The organism is Citrobacter sp. KH_055_1 (genome assembly GCF_057838705.1).
This window is the reverse complement of record NZ_CM174473.1, coordinates 4,094,193-4,113,272: the sequence shown is the minus strand read 5'-3', so window position 1 is coordinate 4,113,272 and position 19,080 is coordinate 4,094,193. Positions and strand designations below refer to the sequence as shown.

Annotated in this window: 15 protein-coding genes; 5 read left to right on the top strand and 10 right to left on the bottom strand. The window is 53.5% G+C overall.

Annotated elements, in window-relative coordinates:
* Positions 1 to 179: 179 nt before the first annotated feature.
* Both AC3ITF_RS19340 and metC read left to right on the top strand, forming a co-directional pair.
* Positions 180 to 1,412 (top strand): cation:dicarboxylate symporter family transporter, encoded by a 1,233-nt coding sequence (locus AC3ITF_RS19340; protein ID WP_182270498.1) that lies wholly within the window; start codon positions 180 to 182, stop codon positions 1,410 to 1,412.
* 32 nt (positions 1,413 to 1,444) lie between these two features.
* A complete protein-coding gene (metC, locus tag AC3ITF_RS19335) occupies positions 1,445 to 2,635 on the top strand; it encodes a cystathionine beta-lyase (RefSeq protein WP_115259546.1) in 1,191 nt (396 codons plus the stop codon).
* Positions 2,636 to 2,716: 81 nt separating this feature from the next.
* Here metC and mdtM read toward each other — a convergent pair whose 3' ends face one another.
* Entirely contained in the window at positions 2,717 to 3,958 is a 1,242-nt protein-coding gene (gene mdtM, locus AC3ITF_RS19330) for a multidrug efflux MFS transporter MdtM (protein ID WP_181218809.1), read from the bottom strand.
* Positions 3,959 to 4,275: 317 nt separating this feature from the next.
* On the opposite strand from mdtM, the gene AC3ITF_RS19325 reads away from it, so the two are divergent.
* The gene (locus AC3ITF_RS19325) at positions 4,276 to 4,344 is read left to right on the top strand and encodes a hypothetical protein (protein WP_489176458.1); all 69 of its coding nucleotides are present in this window, start codon (positions 4,276 to 4,278) and stop codon (positions 4,342 to 4,344) included.
* Positions 4,345 to 4,370: 26 nt separating this feature from the next.
* Here the strand turns inward: AC3ITF_RS19325 and AC3ITF_RS19320 are convergent, their stop codons facing one another.
* Positions 4,371 to 5,783 carry an aminotransferase-like domain-containing protein gene (locus AC3ITF_RS19320; RefSeq protein ID WP_196207848.1) on the bottom strand — a complete coding sequence of 471 codons (1,413 nt, stop codon included), beginning with the start codon at positions 5,781 to 5,783 and terminating at the stop codon, positions 4,371 to 4,373.
* A gap of 175 nt (positions 5,784 to 5,958) precedes the next feature.
* Here AC3ITF_RS19320 and AC3ITF_RS19315 point away from each other — a divergent pair, with 175 nt between their 5' ends.
* Complete coding sequence (locus AC3ITF_RS19315) at positions 5,959 to 6,123, top strand: DUF1127 domain-containing protein (protein ID WP_181498931.1); 165 nt, start codon at positions 5,959 to 5,961, stop codon at positions 6,121 to 6,123.
* A gap of 103 nt (positions 6,124 to 6,226) precedes the next feature.
* On the opposite strand, the gene symE is transcribed toward AC3ITF_RS19315, so the two are convergent.
* From symE to AC3ITF_RS19290, 5 genes are all read right to left on the bottom strand, one after another.
* Complete coding sequence (gene symE / locus AC3ITF_RS19310) at positions 6,227 to 6,571, bottom strand: endoribonuclease SymE (RefSeq protein ID WP_489175941.1); 345 nt, start codon at positions 6,569 to 6,571, stop codon at positions 6,227 to 6,229.
* A 349-nt stretch (positions 6,572 to 6,920) separates the two neighbouring features.
* Entirely contained in the window at positions 6,921 to 8,258 is a 1,338-nt protein-coding gene (locus AC3ITF_RS19305) for a restriction endonuclease subunit S (RefSeq protein ID WP_489175940.1), read from the bottom strand.
* Positions 8,255 to 9,874, bottom strand: a complete 1,620-nt coding sequence (locus AC3ITF_RS19300) for an N-6 DNA methylase (protein WP_489175939.1) — start codon at positions 9,872 to 9,874, stop codon at positions 8,255 to 8,257. The genes AC3ITF_RS19305 and AC3ITF_RS19300 overlap by 4 nt, the downstream gene beginning before the upstream one ends.
* Before the next feature lie 66 nt (positions 9,875 to 9,940).
* Positions 9,941 to 13,462: a type I restriction-modification system endonuclease gene (gene hsdR, locus AC3ITF_RS19295; protein WP_489175938.1), complete on the bottom strand. Its 3,522-nt coding sequence runs from the start codon at positions 13,460 to 13,462 to the stop codon at positions 9,941 to 9,943.
* Positions 13,463 to 13,718: 256 nt separating this feature from the next.
* Positions 13,719 to 14,885, bottom strand: coding sequence for a restriction endonuclease (locus tag AC3ITF_RS19290; protein ID WP_489175937.1), 1,167 nt, complete (start codon positions 14,883 to 14,885; stop codon positions 13,719 to 13,721).
* A gap of 291 nt (positions 14,886 to 15,176) precedes the next feature.
* Between AC3ITF_RS19290 and AC3ITF_RS19285 the strand changes: the two genes are divergently transcribed.
* Positions 15,177 to 15,479: a BrnA antitoxin family protein gene (locus AC3ITF_RS19285; protein WP_117342368.1), complete on the top strand. Its 303-nt coding sequence runs from the start codon at positions 15,177 to 15,179 to the stop codon at positions 15,477 to 15,479.
* A 110-nt stretch (positions 15,480 to 15,589) separates the two neighbouring features.
* Here AC3ITF_RS19285 and yjiA read toward each other — a convergent pair whose 3' ends face one another.
* The 3 genes from yjiA to btsT all read right to left on the bottom strand — a co-directional run bounded on the left by yjiA (position 15,590) and on the right by btsT (position 19,011).
* Positions 15,590 to 16,546 carry a GTPase gene (gene yjiA / locus AC3ITF_RS19280; RefSeq protein WP_489175936.1) on the bottom strand — a complete coding sequence of 319 codons (957 nt, stop codon included), beginning with the start codon at positions 16,544 to 16,546 and terminating at the stop codon, positions 15,590 to 15,592.
* Between the two features lie 12 nt (positions 16,547 to 16,558).
* A complete protein-coding gene (locus AC3ITF_RS19275) occupies positions 16,559 to 16,753 on the bottom strand; it encodes a YbdD/YjiX family protein (RefSeq protein WP_003830038.1) in 195 nt (64 codons plus the stop codon).
* A 107-nt stretch (positions 16,754 to 16,860) separates the two neighbouring features.
* The gene (gene btsT, locus AC3ITF_RS19270) at positions 16,861 to 19,011 is read right to left on the bottom strand and encodes a pyruvate/proton symporter BtsT (RefSeq protein WP_135912629.1); all 2,151 of its coding nucleotides are present in this window, start codon (positions 19,009 to 19,011) and stop codon (positions 16,861 to 16,863) included.
* Positions 19,012 to 19,080 lie beyond the last annotated feature (69 nt).

Sequence of the window (19,080 nt, the reverse complement as noted above, 5' to 3'; positions counted from 1 at the left end):
GCCGTTACATTCGCATTTTAAACATGCAACTATTGAATCACAGGAAACAACTCGCTGGCAAAATGAAAAAATAACAGGTTAAGTGAGTTGCATCACAAAATATAAGGAGGCAGGCCTGAAACGCATCAAGTTGTGAATGTAGTCTCATTAAAAATTATATAATTTAAAAGGTACCCATTATGTGGTCACGACTCGAACCCTACAGATCGTCGATTATTTTATTATTTGCTCTGGTTATTGGCGGCTTATTAGGTATTTATGCCCCGACGTTTGCCAGCACACTCCAGCCAGTCGGTCAGATATTCTTAAACCTGTTATTTATGATCATCGTGCCGCTGGTGGGGATCAGCGTCATGTCTTCTATCGCCAGTATGACCGACCTGAAAAGGCTGGGACGCATTATGGCGATTATCTTTATTGTTTCGATCGCGATGGCCTTTATTCCGGCTGCCGGGATTGTGGCGCTGGCGCTATGGTACAACCCGGCGCAGGGCGTCACTATCGATCTCTCGCAGTCCGTGCAGGCGGGCAGTGGCAAGATGGATTTTGTCAGCATGATCACCACCAATGATTTTATCGGACTGTTTTCGAAGTCCAATATTCTGGCGCTGATCGTCATGGCGATCATTGCCGGTGTGGCGATTGGGCAATCAGATCAGGCGGGGAAACGCATTGCGTCACTGCTGGAAGATGCCAATACCGTGATCATGAAGATCGTCTCTATCATTATGAAAGTGGCGCCGATTGGTCTTGGTTGCTATTTCGCTGCGACCATGGCCAGCCAGGACTCCGCGCTGCTGTTAACCTTTGCCCGCGCCATTGGCCTGTTTATGGTCGCCACGCTGGTCTACTTTGTTTTCGGCTCAACTCTCTATTCGTATATTGGTGGCGGTGTTCCGGCGGTCAGAGCCTTCTGGCGTAATGCGATTGAACCTTCCGCCACCGCGCTGGGAACCTGTTCTTCACTGGGCACATTACCTGTCACGTTGCGTGCTGGTAAGGCGATGGGGATTAACCCGGAAATCGTCGATGTCTCTATTCCGTTATTGGTTAACCTGAACAAAGGCGGCGTGGCGATGATTGCCGCGCTGAAAATTGTCTTTATTTATTCCGTGCTCGGCATACCGTTCACCACCGAGACCTTCTTCCTGACCATGCTGATTGCCGTGCTCTCCGCCATTATCGTCGGCGGCGTACCGGGCGGTGCGTTTCTGGGTGAGATCTTTATTGTCACCACGCTCGGGTTGCCGATGGAAGCGATCCCGATGCTGGTGGTGCTGGGTACGATTACCGATGCGCCCGCCACGCTTATCAACGTGATCCATGATTTGAACGCGGCACAAATTGTTGAGCGGTTTGCAGGAAAAAAGCAGACCGACGCTGAAATCAACGCGACCGCCGCTGCGGTATAGGTTTGCACACGGATTAAGAAACAGGAGATGTTATGAAAGACGCAATGAAGATTGAAACCCAACTGGTCGTCGCCGGACGTGACAAACGTTACACCCAGGGGGCGGTGAATCCGGTTATCCAACGCGCTTCTTCGCTGGTGTTTGATACCGTGAAGGATAAAAAATTCGCCACCGCCAATCGCGCTAACGGGGAACTGTTTTATGGTCGTCGCGGTACGTATACCCACTTCGCTTTTCAGAAGGCGATGAGCGAGCTGGAAGGCGGTGTGGGCTGTGCGCTGTACCCGTGCGGGGCCGCGGCGGTTACCAATGCGATTCTGGCGTTTGTACAAAGCGGCGATCATATCCTGATGACCGGCGCGGCCTATGAGCCAACCCAGGATTTCTGTAATAAGATCCTGAGTAAATTCAACGTGGAAACCACCTATTACGATCCGCTGATTGGCGCAGGTATCGTCGATTTTCTGCGCCCTGAGACGAAAGTGGTGTTTCTGGAATCGCCCAGTTCAATCACCATGGAAGTCCAGGACGTGCCGGGAATGGTGAAGGCGATCCGCGCAGTGAACCCGGACATAGTCATCATGATCGACAACACCTGGGCGGCGGGCGTACTGTTTAAGGCGCTGGATTTCGGCGTGGATATTTCCATTCAGGCGGGGACGAAATACACCATTGGCCACTCGGACGGCATGCTGGGCACGGCGGTGTCCAACGCCCGCTGCTGGGATCGTCTGCGTGAGAACTCGTATTTGATGGGGCAAACGCTGGATGCCGACACGGCGTATAACGGCAGCCGCGGACTGCGCACGCTGGCGGTACGTCTGAAACAGCATCAGGAAAGCAGTATCCATATTGCCCGCTGGCTGTCGGCAAGACCGGAGGTGGCGCGGGTGAATCATCCGGCGTTACCGGAGTGTCCGGGCCATGAGTATTTTCAGCGCGACTTTGCCGGTAGCTCGGGCCTGTTCTCGTTTATCCTGAAAAAGCGCCTGACAGATGAACAGATGGCGAATTTCCTCGATAACTTCTCGCTGTTCCATATGGCCTATTCGTGGGGCGGATTCGAGTCACTGATTCTGGCTAACCAGCCGGAGGAGCTGAACAGCATTCGCCCGGCCGGGGATGTCGACTTCAGCGGCACGCTGGTCAGGGTGCATATTGGCCTGGAAGATGTCGGTGATTTGATTGCCGATCTGGACGCCGGGTTCGCGCGTATCGCGTAATGTGATGTGATAAATGCCGGCTGCGGTGCCAGCACCTTATCCGGCCTACCACGATGTCGTAGGCCGAATAAGCATGGCAGGTTAGTTTTCCGTGGCTAACGTCGTGGCCTCGTGCTGACGTACCCGCTTCAACAATCCGGCGAGCGTGAATATCACGACAATACCTGCGACAACCGCCAACAGGTGAAACGAAATCCTGCCGCCGTTAAACCACAGCCAACGCCCGATCTCGACAGAAACTGCCATTACCGTCAGGATCACCATATTCAGCGATGCGGAGACCGTGCCCTTCGGCAGGTTGTTGGAAAACAGCGTAAAACGGAACAGCGTCGGGAAAATCATCCCGATACCAAATGCATACAGACTGGTGCCCAGCACCGACCACAGCCAGACGTGCGGCCAGAGTAAATTGCCACCAATCAGTATCGCCAGCCCGCTCAATTGGACAGGTGCTGCCCGCCAGATAAAGCGCGGCCTTGTCGGGTCCTTCACAAATCGCACCACCACCATATTGGCGACGATAACCGCTCCAAATACCGGAGCCTGCGCCCAGGCAAACTGCGAGGTGGTCATGCCGCCCGCGTCGATCAGGATCACCGGCGATACCGCCACCCAGCTCATCATCGGGATGTAGCTCAGCGACAGCGTGGCGGCCCCAAACAGGAACACCCGGTTGCGAAATACATCGCGAAAATCCCGCAGTACGCCGCGTGCGCTGAACGGCACCGTGCCGCGCTGCACTGTTTCTGGCATCGCCAACAGCAGGCCAATAAAGGCGACCAGGCCCATCGCGGCAATGATGGCAAACAGAACCTTCCAGTGGACAAAGTGCATCAGCGCCGCCCCGGAGAGCGGGCCAATTACCGGTGCCACCAGCACAATGGAGGTGATGATGGCCATCAGCTTGATGGCCTTTGTCTGGCCAAATGCCTCCTGCACCGTGACGTAGCCGACGGTGGCGATAAAGCAGATGCTGGTGCCCTGCACAACGCGTGCAATCAGAAACTGCGTCATTGAGGTGGTGAACAGTGTAGCCGCGCAGGCAAGGGTGAAGATGAGCGCGCCGGTAATTAGCACCGGTCGGCGACCAATTCGATCGGAAAGCGGCCCTAATAACCACTGTAGCGCCATCCCACCCGCCAGATACAGGCTAACCGCAGCCGGAGCCAGGCTGACATCGGCGTTGAAATCCCGCACGACATTAATGATGCCGGGTTGGATCAGGTCCGTTGACAGGTAGGCGGCGAAGTCGTACAGAATCAGCGCGATGGGGAAAAACAGCGTCGTGGCGCGTTGCGAGAAAAACGCGAAAATCCGTTGCATAAAACAGCTCCTTGTCGGGAGAGAACCCTCAACGGGAATAGCGAAATTCAATACCGGCTTACAGACGTCAGGCTGGTGCCAGAAAAAAACAGACTGCAGATGTACTGAATTTCATGTAATCAAAAACGCTGCCTGCGTGAAACGCAAACAGGAAATACGCCTCTCTGACTCAGGTCAGAAAACGTAACGATTACAGGTAACAATCAGCACATCGCACCTCAGGAAGAGTAAGTTGAACGGGGAATAACCATCCGCAGTGTAATGCGGATTGGATATTAATTAAACGAGTTTAGCGAGTTAATACGCAGACAGACGGTATTGATATCAGTACGGTACAAAAAATTACCCGACTGTCCGCTGAGGATATCCAGGGTTTAAGCCATTAGAAAGAGGCGAAGCCGGGTGTGCCGATTTACTCTATCGCGATCATCACCGCCTCTCCGAGTTTCTGCATCACTTCCCGGTGCTTTTCGTCTGGTGGCAGTGCGCAGTTGATGCGTACGCAGTTGCGATACTTTCCTGACGCCGAGAACAGTGAACCCGGCGCAACCTGGATTTTCAGGCGGCAGAGCTGTTTGGCGACGCAGACCATGTCGACCTGCGGCGGCAATTCAACCCACAGCATAAAGCCACCTTTTGGTCGGGTGACGCAGATCTCACAGGGGAAGTATTCCCGTACCCAGCAGGTGTAGATCTCCATATTTCGCTGATAGATCTGGCGCATACGACGGACATGGCGATGATAATGACCCTCGCGTACAAAGGTTGCCGCCGCCAGCTGCGTAGCGGGAACGTTGGTGCCGATGACGGCGTATTTCATGTGCAGCAGTTTGTCATGGTAGCGGCCAGGAATGACCCAACCCACGCGCAGACCCGGTGCCACGGATTTGGTAAACGAACTGCATAGCAACACCCGACCGTCGATATCCCAGGAGTGGATCGTGCGCGGGCGCGGATACTCTGTAGCCAGTTCGCCATACACATCATCTTCGAAAATCACAATGTCGTGACGCTGGGCGAGGGTGAGTACCGCCCGCTTGCGCGCATCCGGCATAATAAATCCGAGGGGATTATTGCAGTTGGGGACCAGGATCACCCCTTTAATCGGCCACTGATCCAGTGCCAGTTCCAGAGCTTCAATACTGATCCCGGTATCCGGATCGGTTGGGATCTCAATGACTTTGATACCGAGACCTCGTAGCAGCTGCATTGTGCCGTAATAGGCGGGGGATTCCACGGCGACGATATCGCCGCGCTGGCAGACCGTCAGCAGCGCCAGCGACATTCCGCTCTGGCTGCCGTTGGTGATTACTATATCGTCCGCACTGACCACCGAACCGCCGTCCAGCATCAGCCGGGCTATCTGTTGGCGCAGTTCCCGACAGCCGGGCAGCTCGTCGTAACCCAGTACCGCGCGCAGATTATGCTGCGCCACGCGACTTAGCTCGCGCCACAGCGGTTTCAGGCTGGGTTGATTGATATCGGGAACGCCGCTGCTGAAAGGGACGATTGATGTGTCTGCGTGGCCTGCCAGCATGTCCAGCACCTGATCCCACTGGGTTATCTCCACCGGACGCTGTACCGGGCGCGACATTGGCGGCACCGGCGGCTGCGCTTTTTGCGGCGCAACAAAATAGCCGGATCGCGGCTGTGGGGTGATCAGCTGCCGCTGTTCCAGCGTCTGATACGCCTGTTGCACGGTGCTGATGCTGACCCCATGTTCCTGACTCAGGCTGCGCACCGACGGCAGCTTTTCGCCATGGCGATACAGTCCCTGCTCAATGCGTTCGGCCAGCAGATTGGCCAGATGTTGGTAACGCGTCATGCTGTATCCCTCATGGGTGCCATACAGATTAAAAAACCAGTACAGAATGGTGGAATAAATGGAATGCAGAATCATTTTTAACCAATCTGTATGTTAAATAAAAGTACTTTGTGAGTCTGTAATGTATATCCCTGAATCCGCGAAGATAACGTCTCTGATAAGACGGGAGGCGGGTATGGAATTTCATGAGAACAGAGCAAAGCAGCCATTTATTGGTTTGGTGCAGGTGTGGAGGGCGATCAAACGCTGGTATCTGCGGGCGCAAACGCGGCGTGTATTGCAACAGATGAGCGATGAGCGGCTAAAGGATGTCGGGTTGCGGCGCGATCAGGTGGAGTAATTGCTCTTTCATCGACAGAGGCTGTAGTGCCGGATGGCGGCGTAACCGCCTTATCCGGCCTACGGGAGAGAGCTTTGTGTAGCGCCACCGGGCATCAGGGAGATTATTTTTGCCTGAGAGGTTTTGCCGAAATCACGTCGATAAACTCCTGCACCTGAAGCTGCTTACGCGCGGACAGCTTGCACACCCGACGCAACGACTGCAATAACGCCGGTTCTTCCGGCTCCGGCAGCTTTGCCGTTAATACAATGCAGCCGGGCATCACTTTGATATCGAATGGGGTGCCGGTGGTAAAACCGGCGGCTTCCAGCCACTGGCCTTTCATTATAATTGCCGGTACATGCGTGTAATCCGGATAACGGCTCGCATAGCTGACGGTGCCCAGACGATTATTTGCCGGGGAGACTTCTGGATCGGTGAATTCTGCAATAGAATGCGGGGTAGTCATGATGGCTATTCTCGTTAAATAGTGATTGTGATTAGCGAGGCGCTCGTGTTGCAGCACGGGCGTCTTGCGATAAATACCTGTATATATCATCAGGAAATAGAAGGAAAGTCCAGCTGAAAATAGACTGTAATGGGAATGTTCAGGAAGAAACTGGATATATTTTTGATGGTTATGGTTACGAAAAATAATATACAAAAAATCATTCGAGTTGCATCAAGGCGGCAAGAGAACGAGTCTCCAGGAGCGTATATAAATACGTGACTGGGGTGAGCGAACGCAGCCAACGCCGAGGTAACTTGAAGGATGAAGTGTAAAAAAGCGCACCGGCCAGGTGCGCTTGAAATAAGCGTCAGGCTTTTTTACGCGAGGTTTTTTTACCCCCGCTGGCGGCGCGTTCGGCCTTAATTTTTTCCAGCAGGGCGGCGGCGCTGTTTTCACCGCTAATCAGATCCGGGTTTTCCGCACGCCAGTGGGCGGTAAGCTCGCCGCGGAAGGCTTTTGCCAGGATCGACTGGGTGAGGCTGTTGACGCGGGTCAGGGCGTTGTTAACCTGCTTTTCGATGCTGTCGGCGTAGGCGAAGAGTTGTTCGACGCGGCGGACGATTTCGTGTTGTTCATGAAGCGATATAAGTTTGAAACTGAATTCTTTGACATCACGAATGTAAATCGCTTGCTGGGCTGTTGCTCCAGAGGCAGAGACCAGCTGTTGCTGCCCAGAAATATCATTAAATATTAATTTCATGTATTCCGGTACTACTTGTTCTGTGTCCAATTTAATAAGTAAAACACTACCCATCAGACAAAATGTTTTACTCGTTGAAACTAAATGTGTTCTGCCAACAGTTGCTCCCCTACTTACAATTAAAATATCATTTTTTTCTGGTTTGCATCGATTCAGTGCCTTAGCTGCAATGGTATCTGATACATATTTGACATTATCAAATAACAATTCATATTCTTGCACATCTTTAGCTGATAATAGTGGAATGCCGCTATTAATTGTTTTAGGTGTAAGATGTTCCCCATCAGTAATTTTTTTGGTGACGTCTATGAGTTTAACTATTTTAGCAGGGTTTCGTGATTGTTCTGAACTCCCATTTAGCGCCATAGCCAGCACCGCCTGACGAAAACGTTTCAGGATTTGTGGTATTTCCTCAAGACGTACTTTGGTGGTGTCTACCTGCGCCAGCAGCGTATCAAGTTTTTCGGCGATGATTTTTTGTTCAGCGAGTGGGGCCAGCCTTAATGGTGCTTTAAGGCCATCTGCCGTTCCTAGGCGGGGCATATTTACGCCATAACTGACGTCATTAACATATCCCAGGAATGTTGAACTTTTAAGCCAGTAGAAAATGTACTTATTGCAGCATGAAGGTTCTGCACTTAGGGGAATAATCTCGGTAGTACAGACACCATCCTCTTTTGCGATAATAATTTTATTGAGATAAGGGCGTAGCTTTCCATAAAGTACATCACCTTTTTTAAAGCTGTTTTTAGTACTTTTGAATGGACGCTCGCTTGCTCTCATAGTACTTAATAGCTTTGATGATTCTTTTTCAATATCTTCGAGTTCAAGTACCCATGTGTCATCATTAACGTCAGATAAAACTCTTTTGGTCGCTTTACCATAGTCAACAATATTGCCTAATTGAGTATCAATCCACCCCTCTGGCAATTTCCCCGCACTCATGCCTTCACCTCACCAAATACTTCATTCAGCAACGTCCGCTGTGTATCCGCCTCATCGCCTGCGCCTAGCTCACGCATCAGCGCATCCAGCTCGCCCAGCGCCTGTACCAGCTCGCTCATGGCTTCTGCCGCCAGTACGTCCGGATCCGGCAGGCTGTCGGCGTCGATGCTGTCTTTATCCTTCAGCCAGGAGATATCCAGCGAATCGGATTTAGCGCTACGGATCCACTCGCGGCTGAATTTGCGCCAGCGGCTGGTGGCCTGATGCTGGTCGGTGTTTTTATTCTCTGCGCTGTCGGCGACTTCGCTCTCTTCGGCGTTAAAGCTCCACTCGCCTTCGCTGCGTGGGCTGTTACCGTGCGGATCGTCGCCAAATACATCCTCAAACGGCTTGAGATGCTGCTCGGTAAACGGCGTACGCTTACCGAAGCTTGGCATATTGGTACGCAGGTCATACACCCAGACATTTTCGGTGCAGTTCTCTTCCTGGTATTTATCGGCGTCGGTGCCTTTGGTAAAAAACAGCACGTTGGTTTTCACGCCCTGTGCGTAGAAAATCCCAGTCGGCAAACGCAGAATGGTGTGCAGATTGCATTTGTTCATCAGGTCGCGGCGAACGTCGGCGCCGACGCCTGCTTCAAACAGCACGTTATCAGGCAGCACAACGGCGGCACGACCGCCCGGCTTCAGGTTGCGGTAAATATGCTGCAAAAATGCCAGCTGTTTATTGCTGGTGCTGTAGGTGAGGTCGTCGCGGGTAATACTGGCTTCCCCGCCCTTGGAGGTACCAAACGGCGGGTTGGCTAAAATAATATCGGCTTTTGCCAGCGACTCCCCGGCTTTACCCAGCGCGTTGCCCTGATGCACCACGCCTTTTTCATCTCCTTCCATGCCGTGCAGCAGGCAGTTCATCAGCGCCAGACGGCGGGTGGACGGCACCAGCTCAACGCCGATAAAGGCTTTATTCTTCTGGAACACGCGCTCTTTGTCCGACAGATCGTACAGATCGTCGGTGTTGGCCTTGATGTACTGATCGGCGGCAATCAAAAAGCCCGCGGTACCGGCGGCAGGATCCTGAATCACTTCGCCCGGCTGCGGTTTAATGCAGCGCACCATGCTGTTGATCAGCGCCCGCGGGGTAAAATACTGCCCGGCACCGGACTTGGTTTCACCAGCGTTCTTTTCCAGCAGCCCTTCATACAGGTCACCCAGACCGTCTTTCTGCGCGCTGAACCAGTCGATCTGATCCAGCGAGCGGATCAGCTGCTCCAGGTGGCGCGGCTCGCGCAGGCGCGTTTGCGCATCGGCATAAATCGCGGTGATCAGCGGGTCGGCGTGGACCAGTTTGCCTTCGGCGTCTTTCCCGGTAGAGAGTTTCAGCAGAATTTGTTTGTAGTCGTTCAGCAGGTTAAGACCGGATTTGCTGTTTAAATCGCTCCAGCGGCACCCTTCTGGCAGGATGTGTTTATCCAGCGTTTCCGCTTCGGTGTTTTCGTGCACCATCTTGATAAACAGCAGTAACACCAGCTCGGTGACGTAATCGCTGTAGTTGATGCCATCGTCACGCAGGACGTCACAAAGATTCCAGAGTTTCTGAACGATTTCGTTGTTACTCATAGCTATTCCGGTTAAGGCCGGTTACCCGGCCTGTCTGTCAAAAAATGATGGGGAAGGGTATCACGATCAGGCGGATTTTGGTGCCCACAATGCATCGCTCATCTGGTCGAGAATGGTGTCCAGTTGGTTGTCCAACAGGCTGTTGAGCTTCTTCGTTCCGCCGTCGGCGGAGAACAGGTGGTTAACGAAGTTTTTATCCAGCACCACTTCATGGACCAGCTGTTTTGCCAGCCGCTCCAGCCAGCGTTTCTGCACTTTACTCCAGCTATGCTGGGCATAGATTTTGTCCAGCGCCAGCTTCACGCGTTCCTCGAACGGAATAAGCGGTTCGCCGAGCGCGGCCTGGCGAATATGCCCGATGATGGTGGCGGCGATATCCTGGCTGCTCTGGGTGCGTACCGCCGAACGCAGGCTGGCCTCGCTGTAGCCCGCTTCATCCAGCAAAAGGCGGATCTCTTTTAACTGCTCACGCGTCAGGTCACGCGGACGGTTAATCACCACCGATAGCGCGGCGGACTGGTTGATTTGCGTGGAGATAAACTCATTAAAGCTTTGCAGGTAGTCGGCGGGTTTCTGGTAGCGCCCGTAGGTCTGCTCTTTGCTGATGAGTTCATCATCATGGTCTGAAATCACCGGGCGGTACTCGCTGCCCAGCAGGGTACCGACATCGCTTAACTGGCGGATCAGATTGCGATGCTGCTTGAGAAACGCCGAAGCTTGCTGCGGGCCAAGCTTATGCAGGTGCTGGTGCAACTGTTTTGGCTCCACGCCCCAGAGTTCTTCCAGTTCATTGAGTTTTTGGCGGACTTCCGGGCGTTTTTCGGCCTTTTTCTCCGCTTTACGCAGGACGCGCATAATTTTCTGGCTGAGCTGATTGAGTAAGCTATCCGCCTGGGTTTCCGTTGGGCTATCGCCTGGATTGTTCAGCGCCGTTTCCAGTACATCGTCATTCGACAGCTCTTCAACCAGTTGCTCGATGCTGACGCCCGCGTTTTTCACCAGCGGCTTCATGGTGTTCACATCCTGAAGCGTGGCGTAGATATCCACCGGATCGTGGATCCAGAAGACGGTTTTGCCGATATCGTCGCAACGACGGGTGGCGCGGCCGATCATCTGCTCGTACAGAATGCGCGATTTCACCCGACGCAGGAACACCAGGTGGGTGATTGCCGGAACGTCAATGCCGGTGGTTAACAGATCCACGGTGATGCCAATGCTGGGATAGCGTTCGTTTTTAAAGCGTTTGATAAGCTTGCTGACCTGATCGCTTTTGCCGGTGATCTTCTCAATCGCGGCCTGATTAAAGTCGGGGTTGACCGCGCCCATGGCCTCATCGAGCAGGCGCTTCACCATATCGGCGTGGGCGTCAGTGGCGCAGAAAATCAGCGTTTTTTCATCGCCGGAAGGATCGATCTCTTTCGCCAGCTCTTCGCAGATTACCCGGTTAAAATCTTCGGTGATTACTTTACGGTTGAAGGCGTCGACGTCGAAATTCAGCTCGTCTTCCAGCTCGCTGGTATCGACTTCCCCTGTTTCTGCATCCACGGCGCTGACGGTGTCTCCAGCCTCAAAATGAATACCGTATTTGCTGAGCTGGGTTTCATAGCGAACCGGCGGTTCGTGGTCAATCAGCCAGTCTTCCGCCACCGCTTCCCGGTAGGAGTAGATATACACGGGATGACCAAAAATCTCGCTGGTATGTTTAGCTGGGGTGGCGGTTAGCCCGATTTTCACCGCGTCAAAGTAGTCCAGCACCCGACGATAGCTGGAGAGATATTGGGCGTTATCGCGAATGGAAAGCTCGCCCTCGGTCATCTCCTGATCCAGCGTGTAACCACGGTGCGCTTCGTCGATGATGATGCAGTCGTAGGTATCTACCGCAGGCGGCGTGCCGGAACGATAGATGCGGCTAACCATGGATTGTACCGTCGCAACCTGTACGCGGGTTTCCGCTTCTGCCGCCATGTCGCCCAGTTCGGCGACATTATAGATTTGTGAAAGCGTCTGGTTCTGTTCCAGCGAAGCTTCTTTAAAGGCATCCTGCGCCTGTTCGCCCAGCGCAGAGCGGTCGACGAGAAAGAGGATCCGTTTAAAGCGTTCGGCCTTCAGGAAGCGGTAAATTAAGCCAATAATAGTACGTGTCTTCCCCGTCCCGGTCGCCATGGCCAGCAACGCTTCACGCGAACCCTGTTCCAGCGCGGACTCGACGGCCTTAACTGCGTTGACCTGGTAATCACGCAAGCCAAGATAGCTAAACGGTTCCTGATGCAGTCTGGCTTCTGCTTGCGCCCGGCTACGATGCAGGCGGTCCATCAGGCCTTCTGGCGTGATGAAGCTTTCCAGCGGATAGCGGGTATTGTCAGGCGAGCGAACATCGCGGAACCACGTGCCGGAATGTTCGGCGGACTGTTTGATATAAGGCCGACCGTTGCAGGAGAAGACGAAAGGAATTTGATACACGCTATTCACGCCATCTTCCCAGCCTTTAACGCGCCCTTCTTCAGACCAGGCGGGAGTCATGGACGCGTCGAACTGAAACCCTTTGCTGTAGCGCTCGGCCTGGGGGATTTTACCAGCAACGTTTTCGTTTTTTCTTTTCGCTTCAACGGTTGCGACGGGTGTGAGCCCGCAGAAAAGGACGTAATCCGCTCGGCCATGTTCGTCATCGGCAAAGGTAGGCCATTCTGCAATGGCTTTGTTGACCCCTTTTTCGGGGCGGGAGCCCTTTTTCCAGGTGATTTCCTGGGTATCCGCCAGCCAGCCCCATTCATTGAGCTGCTGGTCAATCAGGATCCGGGTCAGCTCTTCGGTAATGATGTACTTGCGGGCATAGCTGGACTTGCGGCCAAATTCTTTGCGCTGGGCCGTAATGGCTTGCTGTGTTTGCTGGGCAAGCTGTGCCTGCAAGGCGGTGAGCTTCGCTTCATAATTTTGCTGGAGCGTTTGTAGATCCTGCTGACTTATTTCCAGCAATTGCTGCTGTTCTCTGGCCTCAATATCCATCGCATGAGCCAGCTGTTCATATTCTTCTTTTTGCTGTTTAAGTAAAGTCTGAAGCTGCTCGCTGGATTCCAGCTTTTGGTTCGCTGCCAATAAGGTTTGTTTGAGTTGTTCGATGGCAGATTGAGATTTATTGAGCTGTTCACTCGGGTCATGCGGCGGAACAAAAGGGCCCGGATTAAACTGACTACCCGCATCACCAAATGTCTGGTGGAACCAGATTGCCAGCGCACGGGCGACTTTTAGCGCATCCATCGCTTCACGGTGCCGGGTCTGGAACTGATGCGTCGCTTTGTTACCTTCAATTCTCAGCGTATGAAATAACTGACGGATGGCAGGATCAAACTGTAATTCCCTGTCCAGTCGGTAGAGCAATTCTTGCTGGTTTGGATTATCTTCCCGGCTAATATTCAGCCGGGCAGCAATATTTTGTGCCAGCGCTTCACCAAACTGGCGCAGCTTCATTAGCGTGGTATTGGGATCGCTGGAGAATAGCCGTTCTGCTGTGGCAGTGATTTGAACCAATAGCGGATCGTATTCTGCCAGGAAATCAAAGTTTGTTGGCTGAGTTGGGCTAGCGGTTGTCAAAGATTGAGCTCCTTGCAGCGATCACCCGCAGCGTATTGCTGAAACTGCAAAGGGTGAAAAGGTTCGTTTTGCGAGACGTCTTCCAAAATCATAACGCTGCACGTTTTTTTATCAAGCGTTATAAGGGCAGGATGTTGTGTGTAACACTTTAAAAAGGCTAAAGAATGGGAGTGATGGGTAATTTGTAGATAGTGATGATGTCTGAGTGATGAGAAGAAGAGGGCGCGACCTTACTGGCCGCGACCTTTCGTGCTTATTACTCAATCTCCAGCTCGTCAAACAGCTGCAAATCCACGTCCAGCAACTCGACCGCATTGCTGCGCCGGATGCCGACGTTATTTTCAATCAACAGCTCCAGCAGGCGGTCGCCGTCGATTAACGTAATCGGCGCGGCGCCGGGGAATAATGCGGCTTCCGGGCAGCTGGCGGCAAATTTCCCGGTGGTGATCAGCGTGCCGCGAATGGCTTTGTGGTAGGGCAGTGCGCCGCGTAGCTGATCGATATATGGTCGAGTAATGGTGTTCTGCATCCGTTTTACCTGTACCACTTCGGTAATGGTGGTGATGCCCACCTGAACCTTACCAATCACGTCCACGCCTTTATCACCTGAGGCTTTGGTCACTTCAACCTGTTCGTAGCCCATCGCTTCCAGCAATTGCCCGACCAGATGCTCAAACTTGTATGGATTCATGGTGCTGATTTGCTCGCGCAGCAGTTCTTTTTGCTGTTCGTTATAGCGCTTCACGGCTTCCAAAAGCTCTTTACGCGGATCGCTTTTTCGCGCTGGCAGCGCTTTTCCGAGCCAGGCTCGCCCGGCATCGGTGATGCGATAGCTCATACCTTCGCGGTTAACCATTTCGCGGTCGATCAGGTTATTGAGGCGGGAGTAGAGTGTGCTTTTAACGGAACTGGCAGAAGCGAATTTGGAGTGCTGGTGCAAAAAGGCCTGCCATTCGGGAAGTAAATCCGCGCGACGCGACATTTCCCGGCCTGCCAGTAGCTCCAGAAGCTGCAGGATGCCTTCCTGATCGTCTAACGAACGCAATGTCTTTTCGTCATCGTGCAGAAATTGTTGCCCACGAGTAGTCGGTTGCCAGACATCATCTGGCGTGCTTTTCATCAGGTCAAACTGAGGGTAGTTGAGGAACAGATAGCAGCCGTAGCTGTGGCGTGGGTTCAGGATATGGTTATCGGTATCCCAGATACGGCGGGCGATTTCGGCATCTTCACCTGACAAGCGCTCACTGATCCACAGATCTGGTTCTGACCAGTCAACGGGTTGTTGCGGTGTGCCGGTCTGCTCGTGAATGGCGGTAATCATATCGCGCACTGCTTTCAGGGAATAGCCTGAAACGGCTTTCATCATCGCTTTTACCTGGGCGTAGGTCGGAAAAAGCGGGGTAATTACTTTGTAATTTTTCACGTTGGTCCCTTAACGAGTGCAATGGCAATAGCTTGCCACAGCAAATGAAAAATTCCATGGGATGAATCACTTATCGGGATGAAAACTGCCAGTGCCGGATGGCGGCTGCGCCTGATCCGGCCTACAAAATTCAATCCCTGATCGTCAAGTTGTGAAGCTATTTCCAACAATCCAGGTATAATCGTAAGATAATTGTAGATACATTTTTGTATATACAATTAGGGATAAAATACATGCCAATGGAGTTTGAGTGGGATGCAAACAAGGCACAAAGTAAGCCGGGGAATCGTTATGAGCATGATTAAACATAAACGTGGCAGCGCATCCGCGCTGAGTGCTCAGCATGAGGCGGAACTGAAGGCGCTGGCGAATAAACCGGATGATGATATTGATTATAGCGACATTCCGGTGACTGAAGATGAGCAGTGGTCAGAGGCTAATCGCGGTACGTTTTTCCGTCCGTTGAAAACTCAGGCATCGGTGCGCATTGATGCCGATGTGATGGAGTGGTTAAAGCGCCCCGGGAAGGGTTACCAGACGCGGCTAAATGCTATTTTGCGCGAGGCTATGCTGAGAGAGCAAAACAAGAAATAGCCCTATACCGAGGTTGTGAGTGCCGGATGGCGGCTGCGCCTTATCCGGTCTACGGGAGAAGGCTTTGTAGGCCCGGTAAGCGTAGCGCCACCGGGCAATTCAGCAGGGGATTACTTCTTCAACCCCGCAAACGCCGCCCGAATCTCATCTTCCGGCAAATTAATGCCGATAAACACCAGCTGGCTGTGCGGCTGTTCGTCGCCCCACGGGCGGTCCCAGTCGGCGCTGTACAGACGCTGGACGCCCTGGAACAGCAGGCGGTTGGGTTCGCCTTCGATCCACAACATGCCTTTGTAACGCAATAGTTTTTCGGCAGATTCCAGCAGCAGGTTTTCCATCACCCTGGACACATCACTGATATTCACCGGGTAATCCAGTTCGACGACGATCGAGGCGATATCGTTTTGTTTGTCGGCGATAAAGTGGAAACGCGGTTTGGCGCTGACCACGTTCTCTTCCAGCATAAAACCGTTGGTGTCGAACAGCTGCGCGAGGTCGATGTCGCCATGAGTGACGGTATACACCGGCGCGCGGGCGTTGATGCGCGCCAGGCGCTCACGCAGTTTCTCGCTTTCACCTGCTACGTCGGTTTTGGTCAGCAGGATGCGGTCGGCGTAGCCAACCTGCGACTGGGCGATGGTGAACTGGTTCATCTGTTCGTCGGCGTGCACCGCGTCAACCAGCGCGATCACGCCGTCCAGCAGGTAGCGTTCGCAAATCACTTCATGGGAGAAAAAGGTCTGAATAATCGGGCCGGGATCGGCCATGCCGGTGCACTCAATCACCAGACGGTCAAAATCGATCGCCCCCTTATCAAGGTTGTCGAGCAGGTCTAACAAGGCGTCTTCCAGTTCACTGGAACGGGTGCAGCAGATGCAGCCGTTAGTCAGGGTTTTGATCTGCGTGGCGCGGTCGCCAATTAGCTGATCGTCCACCGAGACTTCGCCGAATTCGTTTTCGATAACGGCAATTTTGTAACCGTGCTGCTCGTTGAGAATATGGCGCAGCAGGGTGGTTTTACCCGCGCCGAGAAAACCGGTGAGTAGGGTGACTGCAATCGGGGTCATTCATTTCTCCTTCTAACAGCAACTGCTTCCGCCGCTACCGTAGCGGGCTTCCTGGCGCTCGCGGAAGAATTCTTCGTAGGTCATGTACGGCTTATCGGGATGGTTGGTCTTCATATGCTCGACGTAGTTGTCGTAGTCCGGAATACCAATCAGCATTTTTGCCGCCTGACCGAGATACTTTTTTGCCTGACCTAAAGTACCAAACATTCTGCCGTCCTGTTAATGAATAAAGCCGGATGGCGGCTTGCGCCTTATCCGGCCTACGTTAACTGCATTCTGTAGGCCGGGATCGCTGCGCGCCACCCGGCATCAGGTTAGTGGTGTGAAGAGGTCTTCACGCCGCCTTCCGGCACCGGTACATACGGCGTCTCTTTATCAGAGCGGCCGTTGATGGCGCGGGCTTTCTGCCAGGTACGGAACCCGTAGAAAATGATGCTATACACCACCACCAGGAACAGAATACTCAGGCCTGCGTTGGTGTAGTTGTTGATGACGATATGGTTCATGTTGGCAATCTGCTGCGCGGTCAGTTCACCGCCGTTAGCAATCTTCTCTTTGTACTGACTTGCCATGAAGAAGAAGCCTTCCATCTGCGGGTTGGTGCTGAACAGTTTCAGACCCAGCGCCCAGGTGGTGCAGATCAGCAGCCATACGGCCGGAACCACGGTGACCCAGATGTATTTGGTGCGCTGCATTTTAACCAGTACCACGGTGCCGAGAACCAGCGCCACGGCGGCCAGCATCTGGTTAGAGATACCGAACAGCGGCCACAGGCTCTTCACGCCGCCCAGCGGGTCAACCACGCCTTGATACAGCAGGTAGCCCCACAGGCCTACGCAGCCCGCAGTACCCACAACACCGGCAACCAGGGAGTCGGTTTTCTTCAGGAACGGGACGAAGTTACCCAGCAAATCTTGCAGCATAAAGCGGCCAGAACGGGTACCGGCATCCAGTGCGGTCAGGATGAACAGCGCTTCAAACAGAATACCGAAGTGGTACCAGAAGCCCATGTCAGCCATCGGCAGCACTTTGTGGAACACGTGCGCGATACCGACAGCCAGCGTCGGTGCGCCACCGGCGCGGTTCAGAACGGACGGTTCACCAATGTCTTTCGCGGTTTGCAGGATCTGCTCAGGCGAAATCACGAAGCCCCAGGAGCTGACGGTTGCCGCTGCCTGCGCGGTCACGTCTTTCAGCTGCGCCATAATCAGCGGCGCGTTCTCGCCACCCATTTCATGCAGGTTTGGCATGGTGATGCCAAGGCCCGCAGGCGGGGTGTTCATCGCGAAGTACAGACCCGGTTCGATGATGGAGGCGGCAACCAGCGCCATAATTGCGACGAAGGATTCCATCAGCATTGCGCCATAACCAATGAAACGCGCATCGGTTTCACAGGCCAGCAGCTTCGGTGTGGTACCGGAGGCGATCAGCGCGTGGAAGCCAGACACCGCGCCACAGGCGATGGTGATGAACAGGAACGGGAACAGTGCCCCTTTCCACAGCGGACCGGTACCGTCAACGTACTGGGTCATCGCCGGCATTTTCAGCTCTGGGTTCAGGATAACGATACCGACAGCCAGACCAACAATAACGCCGATTTTCAGGAAGGTGGCCAGATAGTCGCGCGGGGCGAGGATCAGCCATACCGGCAGCAGCGCAGAGATAAATGCGTAGCCGATAAGCGTAAAGGTAATGGTGGTGTCTTTAAAGGTCAGTGCCGGGCCCCAGTACGGGTCGTGGGCAATCACGCCGCCGAAGTAAATGGAGGCAACCAACAGAACAATACCAATCACCGACACTTCGCCCACACGTCCCGGGCGCAGGAAGCGCATGTAGATCCCCATGAACAACGCGATCGGTACGGTTGAGCAGACGGTGAACACACCCCACGGGCTTTCCGCCAGCGCTTTCACCACGATCAGCGCCAGCACTGCCAGGATGATAATCATGATTAAGAAGCAGCCGAACAGTGCGATGGTTCCCGGTACCGGGCCCATCTCTTCTTTGATCATCTCACCGAGAGACGCGCCGTTACGACGAGAAGAGATAAACAGCACCATGAAGTCCTGCACTGCACCGGCCAGCACCACGCCCGCCAGCAACCACAGCGTACCCGGCAGGTAGCCCATTTGCGCGGCCAGTACCGGTCCAACCAGCGGACCTGCCCCGGCGATAGCAGCAAAGTGGTGACCGAACAGGACGTTACGGTTGGTTGGGACGTAGTTCAGACCGTCGTTGTTGATGACCGCCGGCGTGGCACGCGTGGGGTCAAGTTTCATCACTTTCTGGGCGATGTACAGACTGTAGTAACGATAGGCCACCAGATAAACAGAGACAGAGGCGACCACGATCCACAGGGCGCTGATGTGTTCACCCCGACGTAATGCCACTACCGAGAGGCAAAATGCACCGATGATTCCGAGAATCACCCAGGGTATGTGCTTGAATATCTTTTTCGTATCCATAGTAAAACCTGGTTTTTTACCCGTCATACTTCAAGTTGTATGTGCGTTGGCTTCATTCGTTCACCCCAG